Annotated in this window: 18 protein-coding genes and 1 pseudogene; 6 read left to right on the forward strand and 13 right to left on the reverse strand. The window is 64.9% G+C overall.

From position 1 onward, the window contains the following. Window positions 1-237 precede the first annotated feature (237 nt). Window positions 238-1,740 carry a glycerol kinase GlpK gene (gene glpK / locus QW868_RS30475; RefSeq protein ID WP_316232287.1) on the forward strand — a complete coding sequence of 501 codons (1,503 nt, stop codon included), beginning with the start codon at window positions 238-240 and terminating at the stop codon, window positions 1,738-1,740. Between the two features lie 21 nt (window positions 1,741-1,761). Here the strand turns inward: glpK and QW868_RS30480 are convergent, their stop codons facing one another. Further along, window positions 1,762-2,652, reverse strand: coding sequence for an alpha/beta hydrolase (locus tag QW868_RS30480; protein ID WP_315734679.1), 891 nt, complete (start codon window positions 2,650-2,652; stop codon window positions 1,762-1,764). A gap of 110 nt (window positions 2,653-2,762) precedes the next feature. Between QW868_RS30480 and QW868_RS30485 the strand changes: the two genes are divergently transcribed. Then, window positions 2,763-3,356 (forward strand): GNAT family N-acetyltransferase, encoded by a 594-nt coding sequence (locus tag QW868_RS30485; protein WP_316232288.1) that lies wholly within the window; start codon window positions 2,763-2,765, stop codon window positions 3,354-3,356. 60 nt (window positions 3,357-3,416) lie between these two features. Continuing rightward, window positions 3,417-4,049 (forward strand): glutathione S-transferase family protein, encoded by a 633-nt coding sequence (locus tag QW868_RS30490; protein WP_315813420.1) that lies wholly within the window; start codon window positions 3,417-3,419, stop codon window positions 4,047-4,049. Between the two features lie 249 nt (window positions 4,050-4,298). Here the strand turns inward: QW868_RS30490 and QW868_RS30495 are convergent, their stop codons facing one another. The 5 genes from QW868_RS30495 to metF all read right to left on the reverse strand — a co-directional run bounded on the left by QW868_RS30495 (window position 4,299) and on the right by metF (window position 12,292). Beyond that, entirely contained in the window at window positions 4,299-5,321 is a 1,023-nt protein-coding gene (locus QW868_RS30495) for an HlyD family secretion protein (RefSeq protein ID WP_315734672.1), read from the reverse strand. Continuing rightward, complete coding sequence (locus QW868_RS30500) at window positions 5,318-6,037, reverse strand: ABC transporter ATP-binding protein (RefSeq protein ID WP_315783715.1); 720 nt, start codon at window positions 6,035-6,037, stop codon at window positions 5,318-5,320. The genes QW868_RS30495 and QW868_RS30500 overlap by 4 nt, the downstream gene beginning before the upstream one ends. Next, window positions 6,034-7,167, reverse strand: a complete 1,134-nt coding sequence (locus tag QW868_RS30505) for an ABC transporter permease (RefSeq protein ID WP_315775496.1) — start codon at window positions 7,165-7,167, stop codon at window positions 6,034-6,036. The genes QW868_RS30500 and QW868_RS30505 overlap by 4 nt, the downstream gene beginning before the upstream one ends. 341 nt (window positions 7,168-7,508) lie before the next feature. Beyond that, entirely contained in the window at window positions 7,509-11,375 is a 3,867-nt protein-coding gene (metH, locus tag QW868_RS30510; protein WP_316232289.1) for a methionine synthase, read from the reverse strand. Further along, window positions 11,375-12,292 (reverse strand): methylenetetrahydrofolate reductase [NAD(P)H], encoded by a 918-nt coding sequence (metF, locus tag QW868_RS30515; protein WP_315772623.1) that lies wholly within the window; start codon window positions 12,290-12,292, stop codon window positions 11,375-11,377. Before metF ends, metH begins: the two co-directional genes overlap by 1 nt. 371 nt (window positions 12,293-12,663) lie before the next feature. On the opposite strand from metF, the gene QW868_RS30520 reads away from it, so the two are divergent. Further along, window positions 12,664-13,683, forward strand: a complete 1,020-nt coding sequence (locus QW868_RS30520; RefSeq protein WP_315753467.1) for an LLM class flavin-dependent oxidoreductase — start codon at window positions 12,664-12,666, stop codon at window positions 13,681-13,683. Window positions 13,684-13,708: 25 nt separating this feature from the next. On the opposite strand, the gene QW868_RS30525 is transcribed toward QW868_RS30520, so the two are convergent. Next, complete coding sequence (locus tag QW868_RS30525) at window positions 13,709-14,377, reverse strand: SDR family oxidoreductase (RefSeq protein WP_315772621.1); 669 nt, start codon at window positions 14,375-14,377, stop codon at window positions 13,709-13,711. 85 nt (window positions 14,378-14,462) lie between these two features. Then, window positions 14,463-15,332, reverse strand: coding sequence for an NmrA/HSCARG family protein (locus QW868_RS30530; protein WP_316232290.1), 870 nt, complete (start codon window positions 15,330-15,332; stop codon window positions 14,463-14,465). Between the two features lie 102 nt (window positions 15,333-15,434). On the opposite strand from QW868_RS30530, the gene QW868_RS30535 reads away from it, so the two are divergent. Then, entirely contained in the window at window positions 15,435-16,358 is a 924-nt protein-coding gene (locus tag QW868_RS30535) for a LysR family transcriptional regulator (RefSeq protein ID WP_316232291.1), read from the forward strand. On the opposite strand, the pseudogene QW868_RS30540 reads toward QW868_RS30535, so the two are convergent. From QW868_RS30540 to QW868_RS30560, 5 genes and pseudogenes are all read right to left on the reverse strand, one after another. Beyond that, window positions 16,339-16,947 (reverse strand): annotated as a pseudogene (locus QW868_RS30540) (prephenate dehydratase domain-containing protein); the annotation flags it as partial. The gene QW868_RS30535 and the pseudogene QW868_RS30540 overlap by 20 nt on opposite strands. Before the next feature lie 27 nt (window positions 16,948-16,974). After that, complete coding sequence (locus tag QW868_RS30545; RefSeq protein WP_316232292.1) at window positions 16,975-18,696, reverse strand: hypothetical protein; 1,722 nt, start codon at window positions 18,694-18,696, stop codon at window positions 16,975-16,977. Further along, window positions 18,693-20,387 carry a hypothetical protein gene (locus QW868_RS30550; RefSeq protein WP_316232293.1) on the reverse strand — a complete coding sequence of 565 codons (1,695 nt, stop codon included), beginning with the start codon at window positions 20,385-20,387 and terminating at the stop codon, window positions 18,693-18,695. Before QW868_RS30550 ends, QW868_RS30545 begins: the two co-directional genes overlap by 4 nt. A gap of 336 nt (window positions 20,388-20,723) precedes the next feature. Beyond that, complete coding sequence (locus tag QW868_RS30555; protein WP_315734654.1) at window positions 20,724-21,584, reverse strand: prephenate dehydratase; 861 nt, start codon at window positions 21,582-21,584, stop codon at window positions 20,724-20,726. Between the two features lie 18 nt (window positions 21,585-21,602). Next, window positions 21,603-22,343, reverse strand: a complete 741-nt coding sequence (locus QW868_RS30560) for a 3-deoxy-manno-octulosonate cytidylyltransferase (RefSeq protein ID WP_316232294.1) — start codon at window positions 22,341-22,343, stop codon at window positions 21,603-21,605. Window positions 22,344-22,598: 255 nt separating this feature from the next. Between QW868_RS30560 and QW868_RS30565 the strand changes: the two genes are divergently transcribed. Beyond that, complete coding sequence (locus tag QW868_RS30565; RefSeq protein WP_316232295.1) at window positions 22,599-23,147, forward strand: c-type cytochrome; 549 nt, start codon at window positions 22,599-22,601, stop codon at window positions 23,145-23,147. Window positions 23,148-23,464 lie beyond the last annotated feature (317 nt).

A 23,464-nucleotide genomic window follows, 5' to 3' on the forward strand; every position in this document is an offset into this window, starting at 1 on the left:
GGGAGGGTCGCCTCACGTTGAGCGAAGCGAAATGTGAGGCGGGGTGGGCTGATCTCTCCACGAGCACCGCGCCTGTGGCTCACCCCACCCCGTCTCGCATTCCGCTGCGCTTCATGCGAGCCCACCCTCCCCCTCCAGGGGAGGGTGGACAGGGCACGTGCTGCTCGACCTTGACCTCGCCCGCCTGATCCGCTTGCTTGTCGGCCCAACGTCGTCAACCTCCCGGGAAGAAACCCCATGTCCTTCGTGCTGGCCATCGATCAGGGCACCACGTCCTCGCGCGCGATCGTGTTCCGCTCCGACATCTCGATCGCCGCGGTGGCGCAGCAGGAATTCCCGCAGCATTTCCCGGCGTCGGGCTGGGTCGAGCACGAGCCGGAGGACATCTGGACCTCGACCGTGATGACCTGCCGCGACGCGCTGACGAAGGCGGGCCTGGCCGCAAAGGACATCGCCGCGATCGGCATCACCAACCAGCGCGAGACCACCGTGGTGTGGGACCGCGCCACCGGCCAGGCGGTGCACCGCGCCATCGTCTGGCAGGACCGCCGCACCGCCGACATCTGCGCGCGGCTCAAGGCGGACGGCCATGAGCCGGATGTCAGCGCCAAAACCGGCCTGATCATCGATCCCTATTTCTCCGGCACCAAGGTCGCCTGGATTCTCGACCACGTGCCGGGCGCGCGCGAGCGGGCGGACCGCGGCGAGCTGATGTTCGGCACCGTCGACTGCTACCTGCTGTGGCGGCTCACCGGCGGCAAGGTGCACGCCACCGACGCCACCAACGCCTCGCGCACGCTGCTGTTCAACATCCACACCGGGCAGTGGGACGAGACGCTGCTGAAGCTGCTGCGCGTGCCGCGCTCGATGCTGCCCGAGGTGAAGGACTCCTCCGCCGATTTCGGCACCACCACGCCCGACCTGTTCGGCGGTCCGATCAAGGTCGCGGGCATTGCCGGCGACCAGCAGGCCGCGACCATCGGACAAGCCTGCTTCACGGCGGGCATGATGAAGTCGACCTACGGCACCGGCTGCTTCGCGCTGCTCAACACCGGCGCCACGCCGGTGAAGTCGAACAACAAGCTGCTGACGACCATCGCCTATCAGTTGGGTGGCGTCCGCACCTACGCGCTCGAAGGCTCGATCTTCGTCGCCGGCTCGGCGGTGCAATGGCTGCGCGACGGGCTCGGCATCATCAAGCATGCCGCCGAGACCGGCCCGCTCGCCGACAAGTCCGACTCCATGCAGTCGGTCTATCTGGTGCCGGCCTTCGTCGGCCTCGGCGCACCCTATTGGAATCCGCGCGTGCGCGGCGCGCTGTTCGGCCTCACCCGCAACACCGGGCCGGCCGAACTCGCGCATGCGACGCTGGAAAGCGTCTGCTACCAGACCTACGATCTGTGGGCGGCGATGCGCGCCGACTGGCCGGATGCCTCCGCCGCCACCATCGTGCTGCGTGTCGACGGCGGCATGACCGCCTCCGACTGGACCATGCAGCGCCTTGCAGATTTGCTCGACGCACCGGTCGACCGTCCCATGATCCAGGAGACCACCGCGCTCGGCGCCGCCTATCTCGCCGGCCTCCACGCGGGCGTCTATCCGGAGCCGGCAAAGTTCGCCGACAATTGGCGCCTCGAACACCGCTTCAAGCCGGCGATGAGCGCCGCGACCCGCCAGCGCAAGCTCGCCGGCTGGGCCCGTGCCGTGAAGGGCGTGCTGGCGAGCGACGAGGGCGAGTAGGGCGCTCACGTCCCACAGCAGCTAAGCCAGGAACGCAGCAAGGTCGGCATTGACCTGCTTCATGTGGGTCACGAACAGCCCATGCGGGCCGCCGGGATAGACCTTCAGCTCGGCGCCCTTGATGCCCTTGGCGGTCGGCCGTCCCGTCATGTCGAGCGGCGCCGAGACGTCCTTGTCGCCGTGCAGGATCAGCACGGGACGGTCGATCTTCGCAAGCACCGGCCGCAGGTCGGTCGCGATCAGCGCGCGGTTGGTGGCGACCGCGACGGGAATGGGCATCTGGCGCATCATCGCCGCGACCCATTCCATCATCTGCGGCGAGGCGTCCTTCGTGAAGAACGGCAGCTTGTTGTCCTCGATCCATTTCGGAAAGTCGCTCTGCCACGCGGCCCAGCACTGCTCGAAATAGCCGTGGGGCGCGCCGAGCGCATTGTCCGCGGTCTGCAGCGGAAACGGCGTCGTCGGTCCGAGCATCGCGATGCGCGAGATGCGTCCCGTGCCGTGCCGCGCGACGTAGTTGAGGATCTCGTTGCAGCCCATGGACATGCCGACCAGCGCGACGTCATCAAGGTCGAGCTGCGCGATGACCTCGGCGATGTCGTCGGCCAGGCGGTCGAGCTCGTAGCCGCTGCCCGGCACGTCGGAGCGTCCATGGCCGCGGCGGTCGAAGGCAATGCAGCGCAGCCCGCGCTGGCTGAGATCGGAGATCTGGTAGGTCCACATCGCGCTGGTCAGCGCCCAGGCATGTACGAACAGCACCGGCCGGCCGCTGCCCCACTCCTCGTGATAGAGCGTCACGCCGTCGCTGCAGCGGATACGCGGGCGCGCCGCGGTCGGTGCGGCGGCGAGGCTCGCTCCCGTCGCCGCGAAGCTGGCTGCTGCCGCGGTCAGCAGCACGTCTCGTCGTTGCATGGGCATGGCTCCTGATGTTGAATGCGCCGACCATGCCGGGACCGCTGTGCGGTTCCAATTACGTCCGGGGTAAGCAAGTTGCCGATCACTCTTCAATCAGGTCGTCTTGAGTGACCATTCCCGACGGATATTTCGACGTCCCGCCCGGCAAGGTCGCGGCCGTGGTGACCTCGCTGGAAATGCTGGCACCGCCAGTGCTGCCGCCCGATCCGATCGGCGACTGGAGCATTCGCCGCGTCGCGCAGCCTGATCTCGACTGGTACCGTGACCTCTATGCCCGCGTCGGCTGGGAGTGGCTGTGGTCGCAGCGCACGCGGATGAGCGATGCGGAGCTTGCCAAGACAGTTCGCGCTGACGGAGTCGAGATCTATACGCTCGTCCATGATGGCGGCGACGAGGGCCTGCTGGAGCTCGACTTCCGCACCAAGAACGATTGCGAGCTGGTGCTGTTCGGCGTCACGTCGAAGCTGATCGGCACCAGCGCCGGCCGCCTGCTGATGAATCACGCACTGCGCCGCGCCTGGGCGCAGCCGCTGACGCGGCTCTGGGTCCACACCTGCAGCTTCGATCATCCGCGCGCGCTCGCCTTCTACCAGCGCTCCGGCTTCCGGCCCTATCGCCGCCAGATCGAGATCGCCCCCGATCCGCGCCTCGACGGCACGCTGCCGTGCGATGTCGCACCGCATGTGCCGCTGCTCGCCTGAACATGGGAGCTGACAACGGCGCCGAACGGCGCTTCAATGCGCCGCACAGGAGGATAACCGATGTTCCTGATCGGCCAATACGACTCGCCTTTCGTCCGTCGCACCGCGATTGCGCTCAGGCTCTACAGCCTGCCGTTCGAGCACAAGCCGTGGTCGACCTTCGGCGATGCCGACAAGATCGCGCCGTACAATCCGCTGCTGCGCGTGCCGGTGCTGGTGCTCGACGACGGCGAGGCGCTGATCGATTCGGTCGCGATCCTCGACCATCTCGACGAGACCGTCGGGCCCGAGCGCGCGATGCTGGCGCGGAGCGGCGCGCTGCGCCGCAGGCAGCTGCATACGATCGCGCTCGCGACTGGCTTGGGCGACAAGGCCGTCAGCCTGATCTATGAGCGCGTGCTGCGCAAGGACCGCCTGGCCCTGTGGGTCGCGCGTTGCGAGACGCAGATCTCGGGCGTGCTGGTGATGCTCGAGGCGGAGCGCGCCGCAATCACGACAGACTACTGGCATGGCGAGCGAATCGGCCATGCCGACATTGCCGTCGCCTGCGTGCTGCGCTTCACACGCGAGGCGCATCCGCATCTGTTCGACGCCACGCGCTATCCGGCGCTGGCCGCGCATGCCGCCCGCTGCGAGGCGCTGCCGCCATTCCAGGAGATCGTCCAGCCGCTGGCCCCGCCGAGCGGGGATTGATGGAGTCCATCGAGACGTCAGACCGTGCCGCTTGCTCGGTGCTCACCCTCCCCTGGAGGGCCTGGAGGGGGAGGGTCGCCTCACGATGAGCGAAGCGAAACGTGAGGCGTGGTGGGGTGATCTCTCCATCAGCAGCAGTGCTCGTGGCTTCACCCACCCCGCACGCCCGCTGCGCGTGCGAGCGACCCTCCCCCTCCAGGGGCGGGTGGGCAGCAGCGCGCGAGGCGTGGGCCGAACGGCGCGCGCCCCTCACGGCCGGAAATACACGTCCACCTTCATGCCCACCGCGAACGGGCCCGGCTCGGCCAGATCGACCAGCACCTCGACGACATCGACATCGGTCATGTTGCGCTGGCTGAGCGCAGCAGCGCGGCTGCTCTCGACCAGGGGGGCGATGGCGGCGACCTTGCCGGCGACGTCGCGGCCGCGGAAGGCGTCGGAGCGGACCACGGCCTGCTGGCCGACCTTGATCTTGTCGAGGTCGCGCTGGTCGAGCTCGGCGCGCACGCGCAGCGACGACGTGTCGCCGAGCAGCACCATCGGCTGGGTCGCCTGCGGCGAGGCGATCTCGCCGGTGCGCGCATTGACCTGCAGCACCGTGCCGTCGAGCGGTGCGCGGATGGTGAGCTTTTCCAACGTGGCGCGGGCGCCCTGCAGTTCGCTGCGGGCGACGTTGAGCTGGCCCTCGGCGCTGATCGGCAGTGGCGCATCAGCGGTGACCTTGCGCAGCTCGTCGGCCTGCTGCTCCAGCTTCGCCTGCGCGACTGTCAGTTGCGTGCGTGCGGTGTCGACATCGGCATCGGCGCCGTGCCCTGCGCGCCGCTCGGCCACCGCCTTGTCGAGCGCAGCACGCGCGTCGAACACGGCCGCCTGCGCGTCGGCGACGCCGTCTTCGGCCCGGCGCCGCGGACCCGCGCCAGACGGTGTCGACTCCTTGTTGCGCACGCGCTTGCGCATCGCGACCTGCGCCTCGGCGCTGGCGAGCTGCGCGCGGGCTTCGGCGTCGCCGAGCCGCACGAGGGCCTGGCCGGTGAACACGGTCTCGTTCGGCTTGACCAGCACCTCCTGGATCGGCCCGACCACGGGCGCGCCGAGCTTGATCAGGCCGGATGCCGGCTCGACCCGGCCGGGCGCGACGGCCAGCCAGCGTTCCTCCTGGGCATTGGCGGCGCGCGCTGTCGGTGGAATCGAGGTCGGCGTGACGGTGATAGCAAGTGCGGCCGCTGCGACGAGCCCGAGCAGGTGAGCGCGTTCTGGAATTCCCGATATCATGCGTGCGAGACTTTCTTCATGGACTCGCCGCCGCTCTCCTCGCGGACGATGCGGCCGTCCTCGATGTGAATGACGCGATTGGCGAACGGCAAGATGCGCGGATCGTGCGTGACCACCAGCACCGCGCGTGAGGGATCCTTGGCGATGTCCGCGAGCAGGGTCATGATCGCATGGCCATTGGCCGTATCGAGCGCGCCGGTCGGCTCGTCGGCGAGAATGACCTGCGCCTTGCCGACGATGGCGCGGGCGATCGCGACGCGCTGCTGCTCGCCGCCCGAGAGCTCGCGCGGGAACGACCGCTTCTTCGGACCGAGGCCGACCCTGTCGAGCACCTCGCGCGCCGCCTTCTTCGCAGACCCCGCGCGTTCGCCGCGCACATCGAGCGCGAGCCGCACATTGTCCTCGGCGTTCAGCGTCGGAAACAGATGATAGGATTGAAAGATGAAGCCGATGCGCTCGCGGCGCAGCTTCGCCAGCGCCTCGGGATCGAGCCCCGCGACCGGCTGGTTGGCAACCCGCACGGCACCGCCATCCGGCGTCATCAGGCAACCCAGGATCGACAGCAGCGTCGTCTTGCCGCTGCCCGAAGGGCCCATCAGCAGCGCCAGCTCGCCGCCCTTCAGCGACAGGCTCACGCCCTTCAGTGCCTGCACCCTGCCGGCCCCCTGGCCGAGGTGATGCACGAGATCGGTGGCCTCAAGCACGGTGTCGGTCATCGCGAGAATACCAGGGTCGGGTCGATGCGCATGACCTTGAGGATCGCCGCGATCGCCGAGCCGACGCACATCGTCACCGTCAGCACGAACAGCGCGACCGTCAGCGTCGGTGTCATGATGACCGGCAGCGCCGATTCCGCGGTCGCCGCCGCCACGATCTTGCCGATCGCCGCGGCGCCGGCGAAGCCGACGATGGCGCTGAGCAGCGCCTGCCAGATGATGACGGTGTAGATGTAGCGGCTGGACGAGCCGATCGCGCGCAGGGTCGCGAACTCGTTGATGTGATCCTTGGTGCTGGAATAGAGCGTCTGCGCCACGATCACGGTGCCGACGATGAGGCCGAGCAGGGCGCCGGCGAACAGCGCGGCACCGGCGCCGGTGCCGAACAGCCAGAACGAGCGGCTGCGGCTCGCGAACTCGGCTGCGGTCAGCACCTCGACATTGGACAGGCTGTCGCGCAGCGCCCGCTGCACGGTCCAGAGGTCGGCCTCGGCCGCCAGCTTGACCACCAGATAGGACGCCTTGTTCGAGGCGATGCCGGTATAGGCGCGGGCGCGGTCGACGTCGGTGAACACGTAAGGCGTTGTCGTGAACGAGCGGATGCCTTTGGTGACAGCCATCACCTGCACCTTCTGGTCGCGGAGCTCTGCAGCCTGGCCGGCGCCGCCGATGCCGAGCCGCTCGAAATAGGTCTGGTCGATGGCGACCGCGCCCGGCACGGACAGGTCGTCCAGCCGTCCCTCCACCACGTTCCAGGGATGCAGCCCGAGCCCGCGCAGTTCCGAGCCGACCACGAAGACCGGCGTCGTGGTGCCCTGCGGCAGCCGCCATTGCGCATAGCCGATCACCAGCGGCGTCGCCTCCGCCACTCCAGGAACCGCCAGCGCCCGGAACCGCTGCCGCTCGTCGAGCAGCGAGGGATCCTCGAAGCATTTGGTGCCGACCGGCATGATCCACAGCTCGGCCGGGGAATGGTCGATCATGGTCGTGACCATCCGGCGGAAGCCGACATAGAGGCCCATCTGCACGGTCACCAGCACGATCGAGAAGATGATGCCGATGATGGTGGCAATGAAACGAAGCCTGTCATGGAACAGGTTTCGGGACGCAAGCCTGAACTGCAACGACATGAACGAAAAACCACCCGGAGGCCCCGGCGGCATTTCAGCCGGTTAGCGGGGATAAGTCCACGCTGCATCGCATGGCGCCGGCTGTGGCGCTTTGTCATTCGCGGCGGCCGTGGCGCGGGGGACACGGGGAGGGGTCACATGCGGTGCTGCCCCTGCGAACGCATATGGGAGGCGACGGCGGTCCGCCATAACTGGTGTCGTCCCGGCGAACGCCGGGATCCATAACCACAGGGAGGTGTCGTGCGCTCGGTATCGACCACGGCGGCCGACAGATGCATCACGCGGTATGGGTCCCGGCGCGAGGCCGGGACGACAGTTTGGCGTGGGAGACTGCGCGCCGGCTATTTCGCGCCGACCGCCTTCCTGCGCCAGGCGAGATGAACGGCACAGGTGCAGCCCACCGGATGGCTCGCGAGCTCGGCGGGTGCGGCGTCGTTGGCCGGAGCGGGCGAAGCGACGGCGCGCGCTGCCGCGTCCGCCTGCTGTCCACTCCTTGCCGGAATGTAGTTCAGGATCGGCGCCAGCCAGCGCTCGACCTCGGCCACCGTCATGCCCTTGCGCGCGGCGTAGTCCTCGACCTGGTCGCGCTCGATCTTGCCGACGCCGAAATAGAAGCTCTCCGGCGAGGCGAAATAGAGACCCGACACCGACGAGCCCGGCCACATCGCAAAGCTCTCGGTCAGCCGCACGCCGGCATTCTTCTCGGCGTCGAGCAGCTCGAACAAGGTCGCCTTCTCGGTGTGGTCGGGCTGCGCCGGATAGCCGGGCGCGGGACGGATGCCGTGATACTTCTCCAGGATCAGATCGTCCGGCGAGAGCGCCTCGTCCGGAGCGTAGGCCCAGAACTCGCGGCGGACGCGGGCATGCAGCCGCTCGGCGAAGGCCTCGGCGAGGCGGTCGGCCAGCGCCTTCACCAGGATCGAGGAGTAGTCGTCATTGGCATTCTTGAAGCGGTCGGCGACGGCATCCTCGCCGAGGCCCGTCGTGACGACGAAGCCGCCGACATAGTCCGGCACGCCGGAACCCACAGGCGCAATGAAGTCGCTGAGCGCCGTGTTGAAGCGGCCCTCGCGCTTCTCGAGCTGCTGGCGCAGGGTGTGCAGGGTCGCGACCTCCGTGGTGCGGCTGTCGTCGGCATAGAGCACGATGTCGTCGCCCTTGGCATTGGCCGGCCAGAAGCCGATCGCGGCGCGCGCCGTGAACCACTTCTCGGCGACGATGCGCTTCAGCATCTTCAGCGCGTCGTCATAGAGCGCCCGTGCGGCTTCGCCGACCTTGGCGTCGTCGAGAATCGCCGGGAAGCGGCCCGCGAGCTCCCAGGTCTGGAAGAACGGCGTCCAGTCGATATAGGGCACGAGCTCGGCGAGGTCGTAATCGGCGAAGGTCTTGACGCCGAGGAAGGTCGGCTTCACCGGCTTCGCCTTGGCGAAGTCGATCTTCGGCGCGTTGGCGCGGGCGTCCGCGAGCTTCAGCCGCTTCTTGTCGGCCTGGCCGCGCAGATGCGCAGCGGCGATCTTCTGATACTCGCTGCGAACCTCCGTGGCGTAGGTATCCTTGCGCTCCGGCGACAGCAGCGAGGAGGCGACGCCGACGGCGCGGCTGGCGTCGTTGACGTGAACGACCGGGCCATTCTGGTAGTTCGGATCGATCTTGACCGCAGTATGGACACGGCTCGTCGTGGCGCCGCCGATCAGGAGCGGCACGTTCAGGCCCTGGCGCTCCATCTCGGCAGCGAGATACGCCATCTCGTCGAGCGACGGCGTGATCAGGCCGGAGAGCCCGACGATGTCGGCGTTCTCGGCCTTGGCGGTCTCGATGATCTTGGCGGCGGGCACCATGACGCCGAGGTCGATGACCTCGAAATTGTTGCACTGGAGCACGATGCCGACGATGTTCTTGCCGATGTCGTGGACGTCGCCCTTGACGGTCGCGAGCACGATCTTGCCGGCGTTGGAGCGCTCGTTGGCGCGGCCCTTGTTGGCGGCCTTCTCGGCCTCCATGAACGGCATCAGATAGGCGACCGCCTGCTTCATCACGCGCGCGGACTTCACGACCTGCGGCAGAAACATCTTGCCGTCGCCGAAGAGGTCGCCGACCACGTTCATGCCGGCCATCAGCGGGCCTTCGATGACGTCGAGCGGGCGCGTCGAGGCGGCGCGGGCTTCCTCGGTGTCCTGCTCGATGAACTCGGTGATGCCGTGCACCAGCGCGTGGGAGAGCCGCTTGCCAACCGGCCAATCGCGCCAGGCGAGATCGACCTCCTTGGTCTGCTTGCCCTGGCCGCGGAATTTCTCGGCCAGCGCCAGCAGCCGCTCGGAGGCGCCAGGGTCGCGGTTCAGCACGACGTCCTCGCACACCTGGCGCAGCTCGGGATCGATGTCGTCATAGACGATCATCTGCCCGGCATTGACGATGCCCATGTCCATGCCCGCCTTGATGGCGTGATACAGGAACACCGAGTGCATGGCTTCGCGCACCGGCTCATTGCCGCGGAACGAGAACGAGAGATTGGAGACGCCGCCCGAGATGTGCGCGTGCGGCAGGTTCGAGCGGATCCACTTCGTCGCTTCGATGAAGTCGACGCCGTAATTGTTGTGCTCCTCGAGCCCGGTCGCGATCGCGAAGATGTTCGGGTCGAAGATGATGTCCTCGGGCGGGAAGCCGAGCTGCTCGACCAGGATCTTGTAGGCGCGGGCGCAGATCTCGGTCTTGCGCTTGTAGGTGTCGGCCTGGCCGGTCTCGTCGAACGCCATCACGACGACAGCGGCACCATGCCGGCGCGCGATCTTCGCTTCGTGAATGAACTTCTCCTCGCCTTCCTTGAGCGAGATCGAGTTCACCACCGGCTTGCCCTGCACGCATTTCAGGCCAGCCTCGATGACGTGGAATTTCGAGGAATCGACCATCACGGGAACGCGGGCGATGTCCGGCTCGGCAGCGACGAGGTTGAGGAAGGTCCGCATCGCGGCTTCCGAATCCAGCAGGCCCTCGTCCATGTTGACGTCGATGACCTGGGCGCCGTTCTCGACCTGGTCGCGTGCGACCTGCAGTGCAGCCGTGTAGTCGCCGGCGGTGATCAGCTTACGGAATTTCGCCGAGCCCGTGACGTTGGTGCGCTCGCCGACATTGACGAACGGAATGGCGGGCGTCAGCTCGAACGGCTCCAGGCCCGACAGCCGCAGCCGGGGCGCGATCTCCGGCACCGCGCGCGGCTTGTGCGGGGCGACCGCGGCGGCGATCGCGGCGATATGGTCCGGCGTGGTGCCGCAGCAGCCGCCGACGATGTTGACGAGGCCGGCGCTCGCGAACTCGCCGATCAGCCGCGCCATATAGGCCGGCGTCTCGTCATACTGGCCGAACTCGTTGGGCAGGCCGGCATTGGGATAGGCGCAGACCAAGGTATCCGCGACGCGGCCGATGTCGGCGACATGGGCGCGCAGATCCTCGGCGCCGAGCGCGCAGTTGAAGCCGATCGTCAGCGGCTTGGCGTGACGCACCGAATTCCAGAACGCCTCCGGCATCTGGCCGGACAGCAGACGGCCGGACTTGTCGGTGATGGTGCCGGAGATCATCACTGGCACGTCGACGCCGCGCTCCTCGGCGAGCTCGGCGATCGCATACAGCGCCGCCTTGGCGTTGAGCGTATCGAAGATGGTCTCGAGCAGCAGGATGTCGGCGCCGCCGTCCAGCAGCCCGCGCGCCTGCTCGCCATAGGCGAGCCGGAGATCGTCGAAGGTCACGGCGCGATAGCCGGGATTGGACACGTCAGGCGAGATCGATGCCGTGCGGTTGGTCGGGCCCATCGCGCCGGCGACGAAGCGCTGTTTGCCGTCCTCGGCCGCAACACGCGTGGCCGCATTGCGGGCGAGCCGGGCGCCCTCGCGGTTGAGCTCGTAGATGATGTCGGACAGGTCGTAGTCGGCCTGCGCGATCGATGTCGCCGAGAAGGTGTTGGTGGCGACGATGTCGGCCCCGGCGCGCAGATATTGCGCGTGGATGTCCTCGATCGCTTCGGGCTGGGTGAGGATCAAGAGATCGTTGTTGCCGCGGAGGTCGCGATGGAAGTCCTTGAACCGCTCGCTGCGGAACGCGGCCTCGTCGAGCTGCAGCGCCTGGATCATCGTGCCCATGGCGCCGTCGAGAATCAGGATGCGCTTAGCTGCAGCGGCAAGGAAGGCGGTACGCGCTGGGGATACGGGGGCGGGCATCAGGCAGCAGCCTTGTTGGCGGACTTCGGACGGATGCCGAGCAGATGGCTGATCGCGAACACGAGGTCGGCGCGGTTCATGGTGTAGAAATGGAAGGTGTCGACGCCATGCTTGGCGAGCTTTTGCACCTGGCCCGCGGCGACGGTCGCCGCGACCAGCTTGCGGGTCTCTGGATCGTCGTCGAGACCGTCGAATTTTTCGGCCAGCCAGTGCGGCACCGTGGTGCCGGCGCGGGTGACGAAGCCGCGCGCCTGCTTGAAATTGTGCATCGGCATGATCCCTGGCACGATCGGAATGTCGATGCCGCGGGCGCGGACACGGTCGAGGTAGCGGAAGTAGAGATCGTTGTCGAAGAACACCTGGGTGATGGCGCGGGTGGCGCCGGCGTCGACCTTGGCCTTGAGCATGTCGATGTCGGCGTCGAAATCGCGGCTCTCGGGGTGCTTCTCCGGATAGGCCGAGACCGAGATCTCGATGTCGGGGTGGCGCTTCTTGATGCCGGCGATCAGCTCGGGCGAGGTCTGGTAGCCGTCGGCACGGGTGGAGTAGGGCGTGCCGATGCCGCCGGGCGGATCGCCGCGAAGTGCTACGATGTGGCGGACGCCGACCTCATGATAGCGGTCGACGACCTCGTCGATCTCCCGGCGCGAGGCGCCGACACAGGTGAGATGCGCCGCCGGCAGCAGCGCGGTCTCTTTCAGGATACGCGCGATGGTGGCGTGGGTGCGCTCGCGGGTCGAGCCGCCGGCACCATAGGTCACCGAGACGAAGCTCGGCTCCAGCGGCGCGAGGCGCTCGATCGAGGCCCACAGCGTCCGGTCCATCTCCTCGGTCTTCGGCGGAAAGAACTCGAACGAGATCTTCGGCCTGGGAATCGCAGTGTGGCCGTCGGCGATGGCGGTGGCGAGGTCGGTCATGGCAACGCAGGTTCCGAATGGGGCGTAAATTTCAACTCAAGAGGGGCGTCCCCCTCGTAATGTGCCAAGATAAGGGAAGTGCGTCGCAATAGACAGCCCACCGTAAATGGGATTTAGCCCACCTTGCTGCGAATGTTGCTGTTTTTGTCGCTGAACCTGGCGTGATTGTGGGCGAAGAAAAACGAGTTATATCAAAGGGTATCTGTGTGTCCCGGACGGCTCTCGCTGAAATATCCAGTGGGAGATGCCAGATATCATCCTGTATACAGGCGGCATGTCCCAACTTCGTTGCGGTCGATCTCTGCATTCGCGGCAGGTCACGGTCGCGGTCAGCCCATTGTGGCGCGACGCGCAGGCATTAGGTTCAGCCAATGATCCCGCTTTCCGTCCTCGACCTCTCCGTCACCACCACGGCCACCAGGCCGTCGGCGGCGTTGCGCAACAGCATCGATCTGGCCCGCCATGTCGATCAGCTCGGTTATGTCCGCTATTGGCTGGCCGAGCATCACAGCCTGCCGTCGGTGGCGAGCCCGTCGCCCGACATCATGATCGGGCAGATCGCGGCGGTGACGCAGCACATCCGCGTTGGCTCCGGCGGCGTGATGCTGCCCAACCACGCGCCGCTGGTGGTCGCCGAGCGCTTCAAGATGCTGGAGGCGCTGTTTCCCGGCCGGATCGATCTCGGTCTGGGACGCGCGCCCGGCACCGACGGCACCACGGCCTATGCGCTGCGGAGCCGGCTCGACCGCCGCGAGGGCGACGATTTCCTGGAGCGGCTGCACGAGCTGATGCTGTGGGAGACCCGCGAATTTCCCGCCGGCCATCCCTACAACAACGTCGTCGCCATGCCCGACGACGCGCCGCTGCCGCCGATCTGGCTGCTCGGCTCCAGCGACTATTCCAGCGAGCTGTCGGCCCAGCTCGGCATGGGGTTTGGCTTCGCGCATCATTTTGCCAGCCACGACGCGGTCGACGCGATGAGAACCTACCGCGCGCATTTCACGCCGTCGCGCTGGCGGTCGCAGCCGCATGCGATCCTGGCGGTCGCGGTGGTGACGGCCGAGACCGACGCCGAGGCTGAGCGGCTGGCGTCGTCGATGGACCTCAACCGCCTGCGGCGCGACCGCGGCCAGTTCCTGCCGCTGCCGAGCCCCGAGGAGGCGGCGGCCACCATGTATACAGACGCGGACCGCGCCTCGATCGCACGCAACCGGTCGCGGCTGTTCGTGGGTAGCCCGGCGACGGTGCGGGCCAAGCTCGATCCGATGATCGCGGCAAGCCAGGCCGACGAGCTGATGGTGATCACGGCGACCTTCGACCACGACGCCCGCAAGCGCTCCTACAGCCTGCTTGCCGACGCCTTCGGCCTGGAGCGGAAGGCGGCGGCGTGAGCATCGACGCCGCGCGTCGCTGGTCTCACCACGTGATCAGGGGCGAGCGATGCAGGAAGCTGTCGTCGCTCACCTGATCCAGGACGAAGCGCGCGACGTCGGCCCGCGCGATCGTGCCGCCATGAAAGTCGGTGAGATCCGTCAGCGCGCGCACTGTGTGTCCGCCCGGCTTGTCGTTCAGCACCGAGGGACGAACGACCACCCAGTCGAGCCCGCTATTGCCGATGATCGCCTCCTGCCGATTCTTATCGGCGTAGACCTTGCGCAGCAGCAGCGGAAAGATCAGCCGGTCGAACAGAAAGCCGCCGTGCCCGGCGCTGTCGCCGGCGCCAATTCCGGTGATGGCAACCAGCCGCGAGACGCGCTCAGCCCGCATTGCGTCGAGCAGCGAGCGCGTCACGGTCGAGAGCAGCGTCACCTCCCGGAATGGACCGGCCGGCGTGCCCAAGGCACTGATGACGGCGTCCTGACCCTTCAGCGCCTTCCGCAACGTCGCTTCGTCACGGGCGTCACCGACGATCAGATGCGCGCCTTGCAGATCGCCGGCCTTCCCCGGCGAGCGCACCAGCGCGGTGACATTGTCGCCGCGCGCCAGCGCCTCGCGCACGATCAGCCGGCCGGTGCCGCCGGTCGCGCCGAGAACCAGGATGTTCGGCTTCGCGCCATTGGCGCTATCACGTGTGGAATGAGTCATGATGACCTCCTGAGACTTGGCATGGGACGCGTCCGCGGAGGCGCCCCACAGTTTGGCTTTGGTGGATGATCAGGGCTTGTTGCCGTCAGGCGGCGGTCGCGATGTCAGCGACGAAGTCGCGATAGGAGCGCAGGGGACGACCCAGCAGCGCCGTCAGGCGCGCGACGTCGCCGGCCTCAGGCACCATGCCGTCGGTCAGGAAGCGCTCGGCCATCAGCCGCATGTCGAACGCCATCCAGCTCGGCATGACCTGCCGGAGGTTGGTCTCGAACTGCGCGGTGTTGTCGCCGCCATAGGCGATCGTGCGGCCCAGCACGTCAGACCAGATCGCAGCGGCATCAGCGCCGGTCAGCGTGTCCGGACCGACCAGGTTGATGCGATCGAGCGGCAGCGGCACGGCTGACTGCTCGCGGCGGATCAGCTCGATCGCTGCGATCTTGCCGATGTCGCTGACGTCGATCATGGCAAGGCCCTTGGCTCCGATCGGCATCGGGTAGATGCTGTAGCCGAGCACGACGTCCTTGATCGTGAGATCGTTGGTCATGAAGTAGGCCGGGCGCAGGATGGTGGCGTTCAGGCCCATCTGCTCGATCATCCGCTCGACGGCGAACTTGCCGGCGAAGTGCGGCACGTTGACGTAGACGTCGCTGTGGATCACCGAGAGATAGACGATCCGCGCGATGCCGGCCTCGCGGGCGACGTTGAGTGCGACCAGTGCCTGGGTGAATTCATCGGGCGCGACGGCGTTCAGCAGGAACAAGGTCGAGACGCCCGAAAAGGCAGAGCGCAGCGAATCGATGTCGAGCAGGTCGCCCTGCGCGACCGCGACGCCCGCCGGAAACCTCGCCTTGGCAGGATCGCGGACGAGGGCACGGACGTCGGCGCCGCGCTTGACGAGCTGGTCGACGACGTGGCGGCCGACGGTACCAGTGGCGCCGGTGACGAGGATGGTCATGGGGATCACTCCGGGTTGGTTGTTGAGACACCCCGAAAATAGCGATCCATATGTGAGCCAATAGACGCTATAAATGGACAGGTCGTCTCATTGGTGAAACAGATGGATCTGCTGGCGCTCGCCGATTTCACACTGGTCGCCCGTCACGGCGGCTTTGGCCGCGCCGCCCGCGCCAGCGGTCGCCCCAAGGCGACGCTGTCGCGCCGGGTCGCCGAGCTGGAGGCGAGCCTCGACATCAGGCTGATCGAGCGCGGCGGGCGCGCGCTGAAGCTGACCGAGGAGGGACGGGCGCTGTTCGAGCGGGCGGGCGCGCTGCTCACCGAGCTCGACGAGACCGTGGCTGCGATCTCCTCGGGCGGCGACACGCCGCGCGGCCGCCTGCGGATCAGCGCGCCGCTGCTGTTCTCGCAAACCGCGATGGGCAAGCTCGCCGCGTCGTTCGCGCTTCGATATCCCGAGGTCCGGCTCGACGTGACGACCGACGACCGGGCCGTCGACATGGTCGAGGAGGGCTATGATCTGGTGATCCGGGTCAATCCCGATCCCGATGACAGCCTGGTCGGGCGCATCTTCCTGCGCGACCAGATGGTGGTCGTGGCGAGCCCAGCCCTGACGAGGCCGGCGGACGGCGCGCTCGTTCCTGCTGTCGTTCGCAGCACCGAGCAGATCGCAGCGTGGGACGTCACGGCTGCAACGGGACGATCGCGCATCGCAATCGATCCGATCCTGCGGCTGTCATCGCTGATCATGGTGCGCGATGCGGTCCGTGCCGGCGTCGGCGCCGCATGCCTGCCGCTCTCGCTCGCCAGCCACGACCTCGCTGCAGGCCGGCTCGTGCAGTGGGCGGATCTCGACGCGCCAGCGGTTGCGCTGTGGGCGCTGTATCCGTCGCGGCGGCTGTTGAGCGCGCGCGTCTCCGCCTTTCTCGACCATCTGAAGCAGGCGTTCCCGATGGGAACGCCGGCCGAGCTGGCGGCCTATCTGGAGCCGCGAGATGACGGTCCGATCACTCCATCCGCTCGCTGAATGTCGCGCGGAACGGGTGCGCCGGATAGACGCCGACGATGCGCAGCTCGCGGGAGAAGAACTTCAGCTCCTCCAGCGCGAAAGCGAGGCCCTTGTCGTTCGGGTGGCCGTCGACATCGGCATAGAATTGCGTGGCGAAGAAGTTGCCGTCGACCATGTAGCTTTCGAGCTTGGTCATGTTGACGCCGTTGGTGGCGAAGCCGCCGAGCGCCTTGTAGAGCGCAGCCGGCAGGTTGCGCACGCGGAACACGAAGCTCGTGACCAGCGGCCCGGAATTCTGCTCGGCCCACTGCTCCTGGCGCGCCAGCACCACGAAGCGGGTGGTGTTGTGGGCTTCGTCCTCGATGTCCTCGGCGAGGATGTCGAGGCCGTAGATCTCGGCTGCCAGCCGCGAGGCGATCGCCGCCACGCTCCTGTCGCCGCGCTGGGAGACGTCCCGCGCGCTGCCCGCGGTGTCGCCGGCCACGATCGGCCGGACGCCGAGCTGGCGGATGATGCGGCGGCACTGGCCGAGCGCGTGAACGTGGCTTTCGACGGTCTTGATGTCGGCGAGCTTGGTGCCCTTCAGCGCCATCAACTGGTGGCGGATAAAGCCAGTTAAGGCACTTGTATGATTTCAAGAAGCAGTCGTCTCGGAACCGAGTGATGGTTCTGGACGTACTAGACTGATCCATAGCTGCGGCGGTACCGGGAGGCGGTAATGACGACAGGCGGTCAAGATTAGGGGCCAGAAGCCTGTCGCGATTGCTGATAGCTCAACAAAGCCCTCCGTCTCTCGGCAAGCTTTGTCAATAGTTTGAATAAGCGTGTCGTTCGAATCTGAAAGCGGTATCTCACAAAGAGCGACGCCGTGATCCTGCGATCCAACATAAATGCCCTCCTCGCTTGACTTGTCGGGCAACCACAGTTGGAGCGTACAGTGCGCTAGTTCTTTCGCTTTGAGACTGATCAGTGTCTCAAATGCCGACCGATCATTGAGGGCAGATGTGAACGCTGCAATCAGCGGGATCAATATCGAACCCGCCGTCGCATCCCTCCGATATTCTTCTGTTCGCTCGCGCGGATGGGCAACCAAGTCGCGATAGTCACTGAAAATGCACGGATAACGACCGTGCGTTCGAATTGAGAGTGCGAGCCGATCCACCATCTGGTGAAGCCAAGAGCGGGTGTCATGAAGATTGCCGTTTGCAACGCCCACTAGCAACAGAAACAGGGAAATCTCGATGGCTTGCTGATCTTGAATTGGCAAGAACAGCGCCCTGTTATTTTCAATCAGTTGGAAACATTGCGTCGTCAATTCATTTGCCTTGCGTTGCGCAACGGCTTTCCGGTCAAGATTTGGCTCTCGCTCTGCGAACCATTGCACCCAAAGGCCCGTTAACGCGATGCGGCCGAGGACGTCAAATAGCTTGATGTTCACATCCACGGACGCGCGGGTATGAACGGCTGTTGAAATTCCATCGCGCGTTCCGACATGCGGCAGTAGCTTTTTATCGAGCAACTCTAAAGCAATTGTCAGGTGTAGTTGGACTGTATAATTTATTATAAGATTTAGCTCTTTTCCTGTCTTGTTGGGCTTTCGTCCGATATAGGGGCGGAAAAGATTCCAAATATGCAGCAAGACGAGCTCGCTAGCTCTGTAGGCCGAATCTATGTTTCCTGCATCGCGCGCCCATACGAAAAGAACCCAGGCCGCTATGTAAAGTTGGCGGGCCACGCGAATTCGCGTCCTTTCGCTGGTGACAAGCTTGTTAAGTTCCTTCACCAGCCGCATGAAATGCCGATATGCAATGTCAGGCTCATCGACCATTGCTACCGACTTTTGGAACGAGAATTGAAGGGCCTTCGGCATAACTTTTTCACGAAGCACGCCCTCGATGAGCAAGCCAGCAAGTTTGTCTCCGTTCCACTCGTCGAACGAGACCTTTCTGTTCGAGTTGCGCCCGAAGTAGCCCGTTACAGCGCTTCGCACTTGTTCTTGCATGTCGCCGCCAAAGACTACGCAGATCACCACTTTGAGCTTCTGATAGCGCTTTGGGATTCTGTGCGGAATGTAATTGTTCAGAATTTCATCGAGAGATGGCTGCAGCCCTTGGACTGTTCCATCGTTCCAAGATTGGCGTGTTAAGTCGCCTTGTTTCACGGAGAATAAGAAGACCTTTCGCTCTCCATCCTCATCTATGCCGACTGCGGCAACGTCTACGCCGGCCTGAGCGGTGCCTCGTTGAGGTCTCGAATATACGGTAAATCCGAGTTCGCTGAGCAAATCAGGAAGGATTGCGTCCAGTTCGTCTCGTTCTCTTAGCGAGGCCAGATAGCTGCGGAAAAGAAGCTTCACTGGAGGCGCTCTGCGCGGAAGACGCGGATCACGTAGTCTAGGCCAACGGGATCAATTATGTCGCGGCGTGGCAGCTCGTAAGAAATCCCCACTGAATGAAGATCAAGTGTTGTCGCTCGACTCTCGCCGTTCTCTCCTTGGATGTATGCAAGTGAACGCTTACCGTAAAGCAGCGTGGAGCGGTGCGCGAGTTCCAGCAAGACGGATTGTTTTTCTGCCGCCTTTTGCGCGTCGCGCATTTGATCGTACGATCGACGAAGCACAATATCCCGCTCATAGTCGGAGGGGTGAAGTTCCTCAATTGTGCCTGTTGCTCGGAGACCACTAAGGTAGGCGTCGTGCTTGCTGAGCGCTTTTTGTATGGCGGCGTAAGCGGGGTCATCTACACTGATTCCCTTAAGATATTCGATTGCGCTTCCGCTGTAGTTCAACAGTAGGGGGTCGAACAGCATTTCGACAATTTTCTCCTCTGTATCCGGTTCTGCACCCCGTAGAATGGAAACGATAATAGAGCAGCACGTAACAGGGCGTAAGAATAGAAATCCTATAGCCTTACGGCAGATAAAGAGTTGCTCGGCTGATTTCAGGTTGAAAAGGGTTATATTCGCGTCGAAGGGATTCGTTTCCTCGAATGGGATAAGGTCGTCGGCGTTGTCGCACAGAAATGCGTTGCCGGAACGGAGCCATTTGATGATTAGCTCGTAGAGCCGATTTGGATCGTTTCTAGTTAGCTCGCTTTTTGTCGTCGGAAATTTCTCAAGTGTAAGCTGTCCATCCCGCAGCTTGGCAGTAATGAAGTTTAGTCCGATAGCGCCTCGCTGTGTCGTCAACAGTCTGCTCAGAGCCAAATCTAGGGTTCTTATTGTTCCGAGATGCTCTGGCGAGGTCGTCTCAAGTGCGTTTAGCGCGGCCGTTAGCGCCTCTTCACTTAGAAGGTCCTGCTGGAGCCAGATAACCTGAGCTAGGCAATGCAGAGTGGACGGGCCGGCGCACCGGCTGCCGGCGATGACCAGTCTGCTCGCCGTCCCGCTGTCCTTGGTTCTCTTGAGTATATCGGAGGCCGCATGTAGGGCATTGGCCCGTACGTTGTCGCTTTCAGCCTCCGAGATGAAGGTCTCAAGCGTCTGAATAGACTGTTGAGCGGAGGCGGTGTCGGTGAAGCCCATTCCGGCCAATGCCGCCATTCCGAACAGCCTTCGTTCGTCATCGAACTCTATGATAAAGTCGATCGCGGCTCGAACGTCTTCCGATGCTTGGATTGCAAAAGTGACGAAACGCTTTGCAAGATGGTCGCCGGCTCTCGCACGCTGGATGATCGCGGAGCCTTCCCTAGGATTTCTTGCGCACCATTTCCGGAAAGCGCCATTCGGCTGGTTTGCCGCTAAATCAGCGCCGCCGCGTTCGATCAAAATGCGACAGCACTCCATCAACGCATCTGCGTTGGTCCTAAGGTCAGGAATAGCGTCACAATAAAACTGTTGAACGGTGAAGAAGTCATGCCCTTCGATGTTTGCGAATTGTGGCTGACTGGGAATATCGACTAAATCGATAAGCCCGTCGTTGTGAAGGTGGACACAAACCCCGACAAACGATTGCTCGTCTCTATCGGAGACGTCGTGAAATTTCGTGAGCTCAGCCGCCAACTCGCCGGCACGGTAGAGATTAATGATTGCGTTGGGAACTGGAGACATGGATCGACCCAGGCCAGAGTTGCCATTTTAGTCGATTCGCTACCAAAGCGAGTGGTTTTGTCGCGCCCACCAAATGGGGTGCTACTGGATCATTTTTGGCCTGTGCGGCGTCATAGTTGAAATCGTTTGCCACCCGCCCTCTTGATTCGATGCAATTTCCTGCCCGCGCCGGACGGCACTTGAGCAGCCAAAAACCTACGTCGATGGTTTTATAATACCTCCGCAAGCTCCGAGGTCTAAGACGGTCACAGGGGCTCGACTGGGGATTTCACATTGAGCCAGGAGGGGGGCGAGTTCGGCAGGGGCGAGCGCCCCCCTTAGGCGGCTATTCCCCAATCACTCCATCCGCTCGCTGAATGTCGCGCGGAACGGGTGCGCCGGATAGACGCCGACGATGCGCAGCTCGCGGGAGAAGAACTTCAGCTCCTCCAGCGCGAAAGCGAGGCCCTTGTCGTTCGGGTGGCCGTCGACATCGGCATAGAATTGCGTGGCGAAGAAGTTGCCGTCGACCATGTAGCTTTCGAGCTTGGTCATGTTGACGCCGTTGGTGGCGAAGCCGCCGAGCGCCTTGTAGAGCGCAGCCGGCAGGTTGCGCACGCGGAACACGAAGCTCGTGACCAGCGGCCCGGAATTCTGCTCGGCCCACTGCTCCTGGCGCGCCAGCACCACGAAGCGGGTGGTGTTGTGGGCTTCGTCCTCGATGTCCTCGGCGAGGATGTCGAGGCCGTAGATCTCGGCTGCCAGCCGCGAGGCGATCGCCGCCACGCTCCTGTCGCCGCGCTGGGAGACGTCCCGCGCGCTGCCCGCGGTGTCGCCGGCCACGATCGGCCGGACGCCGAGCTGGCGGATGATGCGGCGGCACTGGCCGAGCGCGTGAACGTGGCTTTCGACGGTCTTGATGTCGGCGAGCTTGGTGCCCTTCAGCGCCATCAACTGGTGGCGGACCGGCAGGAACCACTCGCCGATGATGTAGAGGCCGGAGGCCGGCAGCAGATGGTGGATGTCGGCGACGCGGCCGGCGACCGAGTTCTCGATCGGAATCATGCCGAGATCGGCCTCGCCGGAGGAGATCGCGCTCAGCGCGTCCTCGAAGGTGGCGCAGGGCATGGCCTCGGCGGTCGGATAGGCCTCGGAGATGGCGATGTGGGAATTGGCTCCCGGCTCGCCCTGGAATGCGATTTTCAAGATCTTGCTCATGTGGGGCCTTGTAGCAGCTTAGGTCTTGGACAGCAGCCGGCGTGCGGTTTCGAGATCGGCCGGGGTGTCGACGCCGCGGGGCACGGCGTCGACGACCATCACGTCGATGCGCATGCCGGCTTCCAGCGCCCGCAGCTGTTCCAGCTTCTCCTGCTGCTCCAGCGGCGACGGCGACAGGCTGACGAAGCGCTCCAGCGCCGCCCGGCGGTAGGCGTAGAGGCCGATATGATGGTAGCGCGGTCCGTCGCCATGCGGCGCCGTGGCCCGGGTGAAGTACAGCGCGCGCATGCGCCGCCCGCCGAGAGGCGACCCGACCGCCTTGACGACGTTCGGATTGAGGCTCTCCTCCTCGGTGTGGATCTGCGCGGCAAGGGTCGCGATGTCGACGGCGGGATCCTCGAGCGGGGGCAGCACGTCGCTGATGTTCTGCGGGTCGATGGTCGGGAAGTCGCCCTGCAGATTGACCACGATCTCCGCCTCGCGGGCCGGGTCGAGCTTACACACGGCCTCGTAGATGCGGTCTGACCCGGAGGGATGATCCGGCCTGGTCATGACCACTTCGCCACCCGCGGCCGTGACGGCCGCGGCAATCTCGGGCGTGTCGGTTGCGACGGCCACCCGGCCGATCGCGGCCTCCTGCGCGCGCCGGAGCACCTGCACGATCATCGGCTGGCCGGCGATGTCGAGCAGCGGCTTGCCCGGCAGGCGGGTCGACGCCATGCGGGCGGGAATCAGCACGAGAATTCGGGATTTGGTCATCCGGGAACGGCAGGTCGGAGCCGGTCGCAACAGCGCGGGCCGGACTGGATGGGGACAGCAGAAGCGGCCCGCTTATACGGGTTGCCAGAGCACGGGCAAACCGATATCTCACTTCTGCCGCAGGGGGAGGCGCGACGGCTCGATTCCGCTCGATGCCTTGACGAGTCCTTATCTCGACTCCTGGGGCGATTCGCGGTCGCGGCCTCGCGGCCTCCGACAGAACAATGAAATCCGCCCTCGGAGCCTGATTCCAAAATGGACTCCTTCGAACTGAACAAAATCATCGGCGCCGTGCTGGCTGCCTGTCTGGTCGTGCTGGTCACGAGCTTCTCCGCTGGCGCGATCTTCGCGCCGAAAATGCCGGAGAAGCCGGGTTTTGAGATCGCCGTGAAGGAGGCCGAGGGCGCCGCCAAGGGTGGCGCGGCGCCGGCCGTGGCCGAGCCGATCGAGAAGCTGCTGCAGACCGCCTCGGTCGAGAAGGGCGCCGCCGCCGCCAAGAAGTGCGCGGCTTGCCACACCTTCGCGAAGGGCGAGAAGAACGGCGTCGGCCCCAACCTCTACGGCATCGTCGGCGACAAGATTGGCGAAGGCCGCGGCTTCAACTTCTCGGCGGCGATGAAGGCCAAGGGCGGCACCTGGACGATCGACGACCTCAACAAGTTCATCGCCAATCCGAAGGGCTACATCCCGGGCACCGCGATGGGCTTCGCCGGCATCCAGAAGGACTCGGAGCGGGCCGACGTGCTGGCCTATCTGAACTCGCTGGCCGACAGCCCGGCGCCGCTGCCCACCGCAGCCAAGTGATCGGCTGCTGACCCACCAGTTTTCGACGGCCGGGCCCCAAGCCCGGCCGTTTTGCTTTGCGGGGCGAATTTCGCCGCATTTGGGACCTTTGGTCGCATCCACCTCGTTCACAACCCGGTATCATGAGGAAAAAGCAAGGTTATTGGTCGAAACCTTGCCGTATATTGGTCCCCTGAATGGAACGGGTTCGCGGGCCGGAGCACCTCGCTGAGGCCGGCGAAACCTGCCCTTGCGAATTGGGTTACGATCAGACGTTGGATCTGGGAGCAGCAGCGGCCACGGCTACCACCTGCTTCAAGCGGTCTTATTCAGAGGAA

Source organism: Bradyrhizobium sp. SZCCHNR1051 (assembly GCF_032489615.1).
Lineage (GTDB): Bacteria > Pseudomonadota > Alphaproteobacteria > Rhizobiales > Xanthobacteraceae > Bradyrhizobium.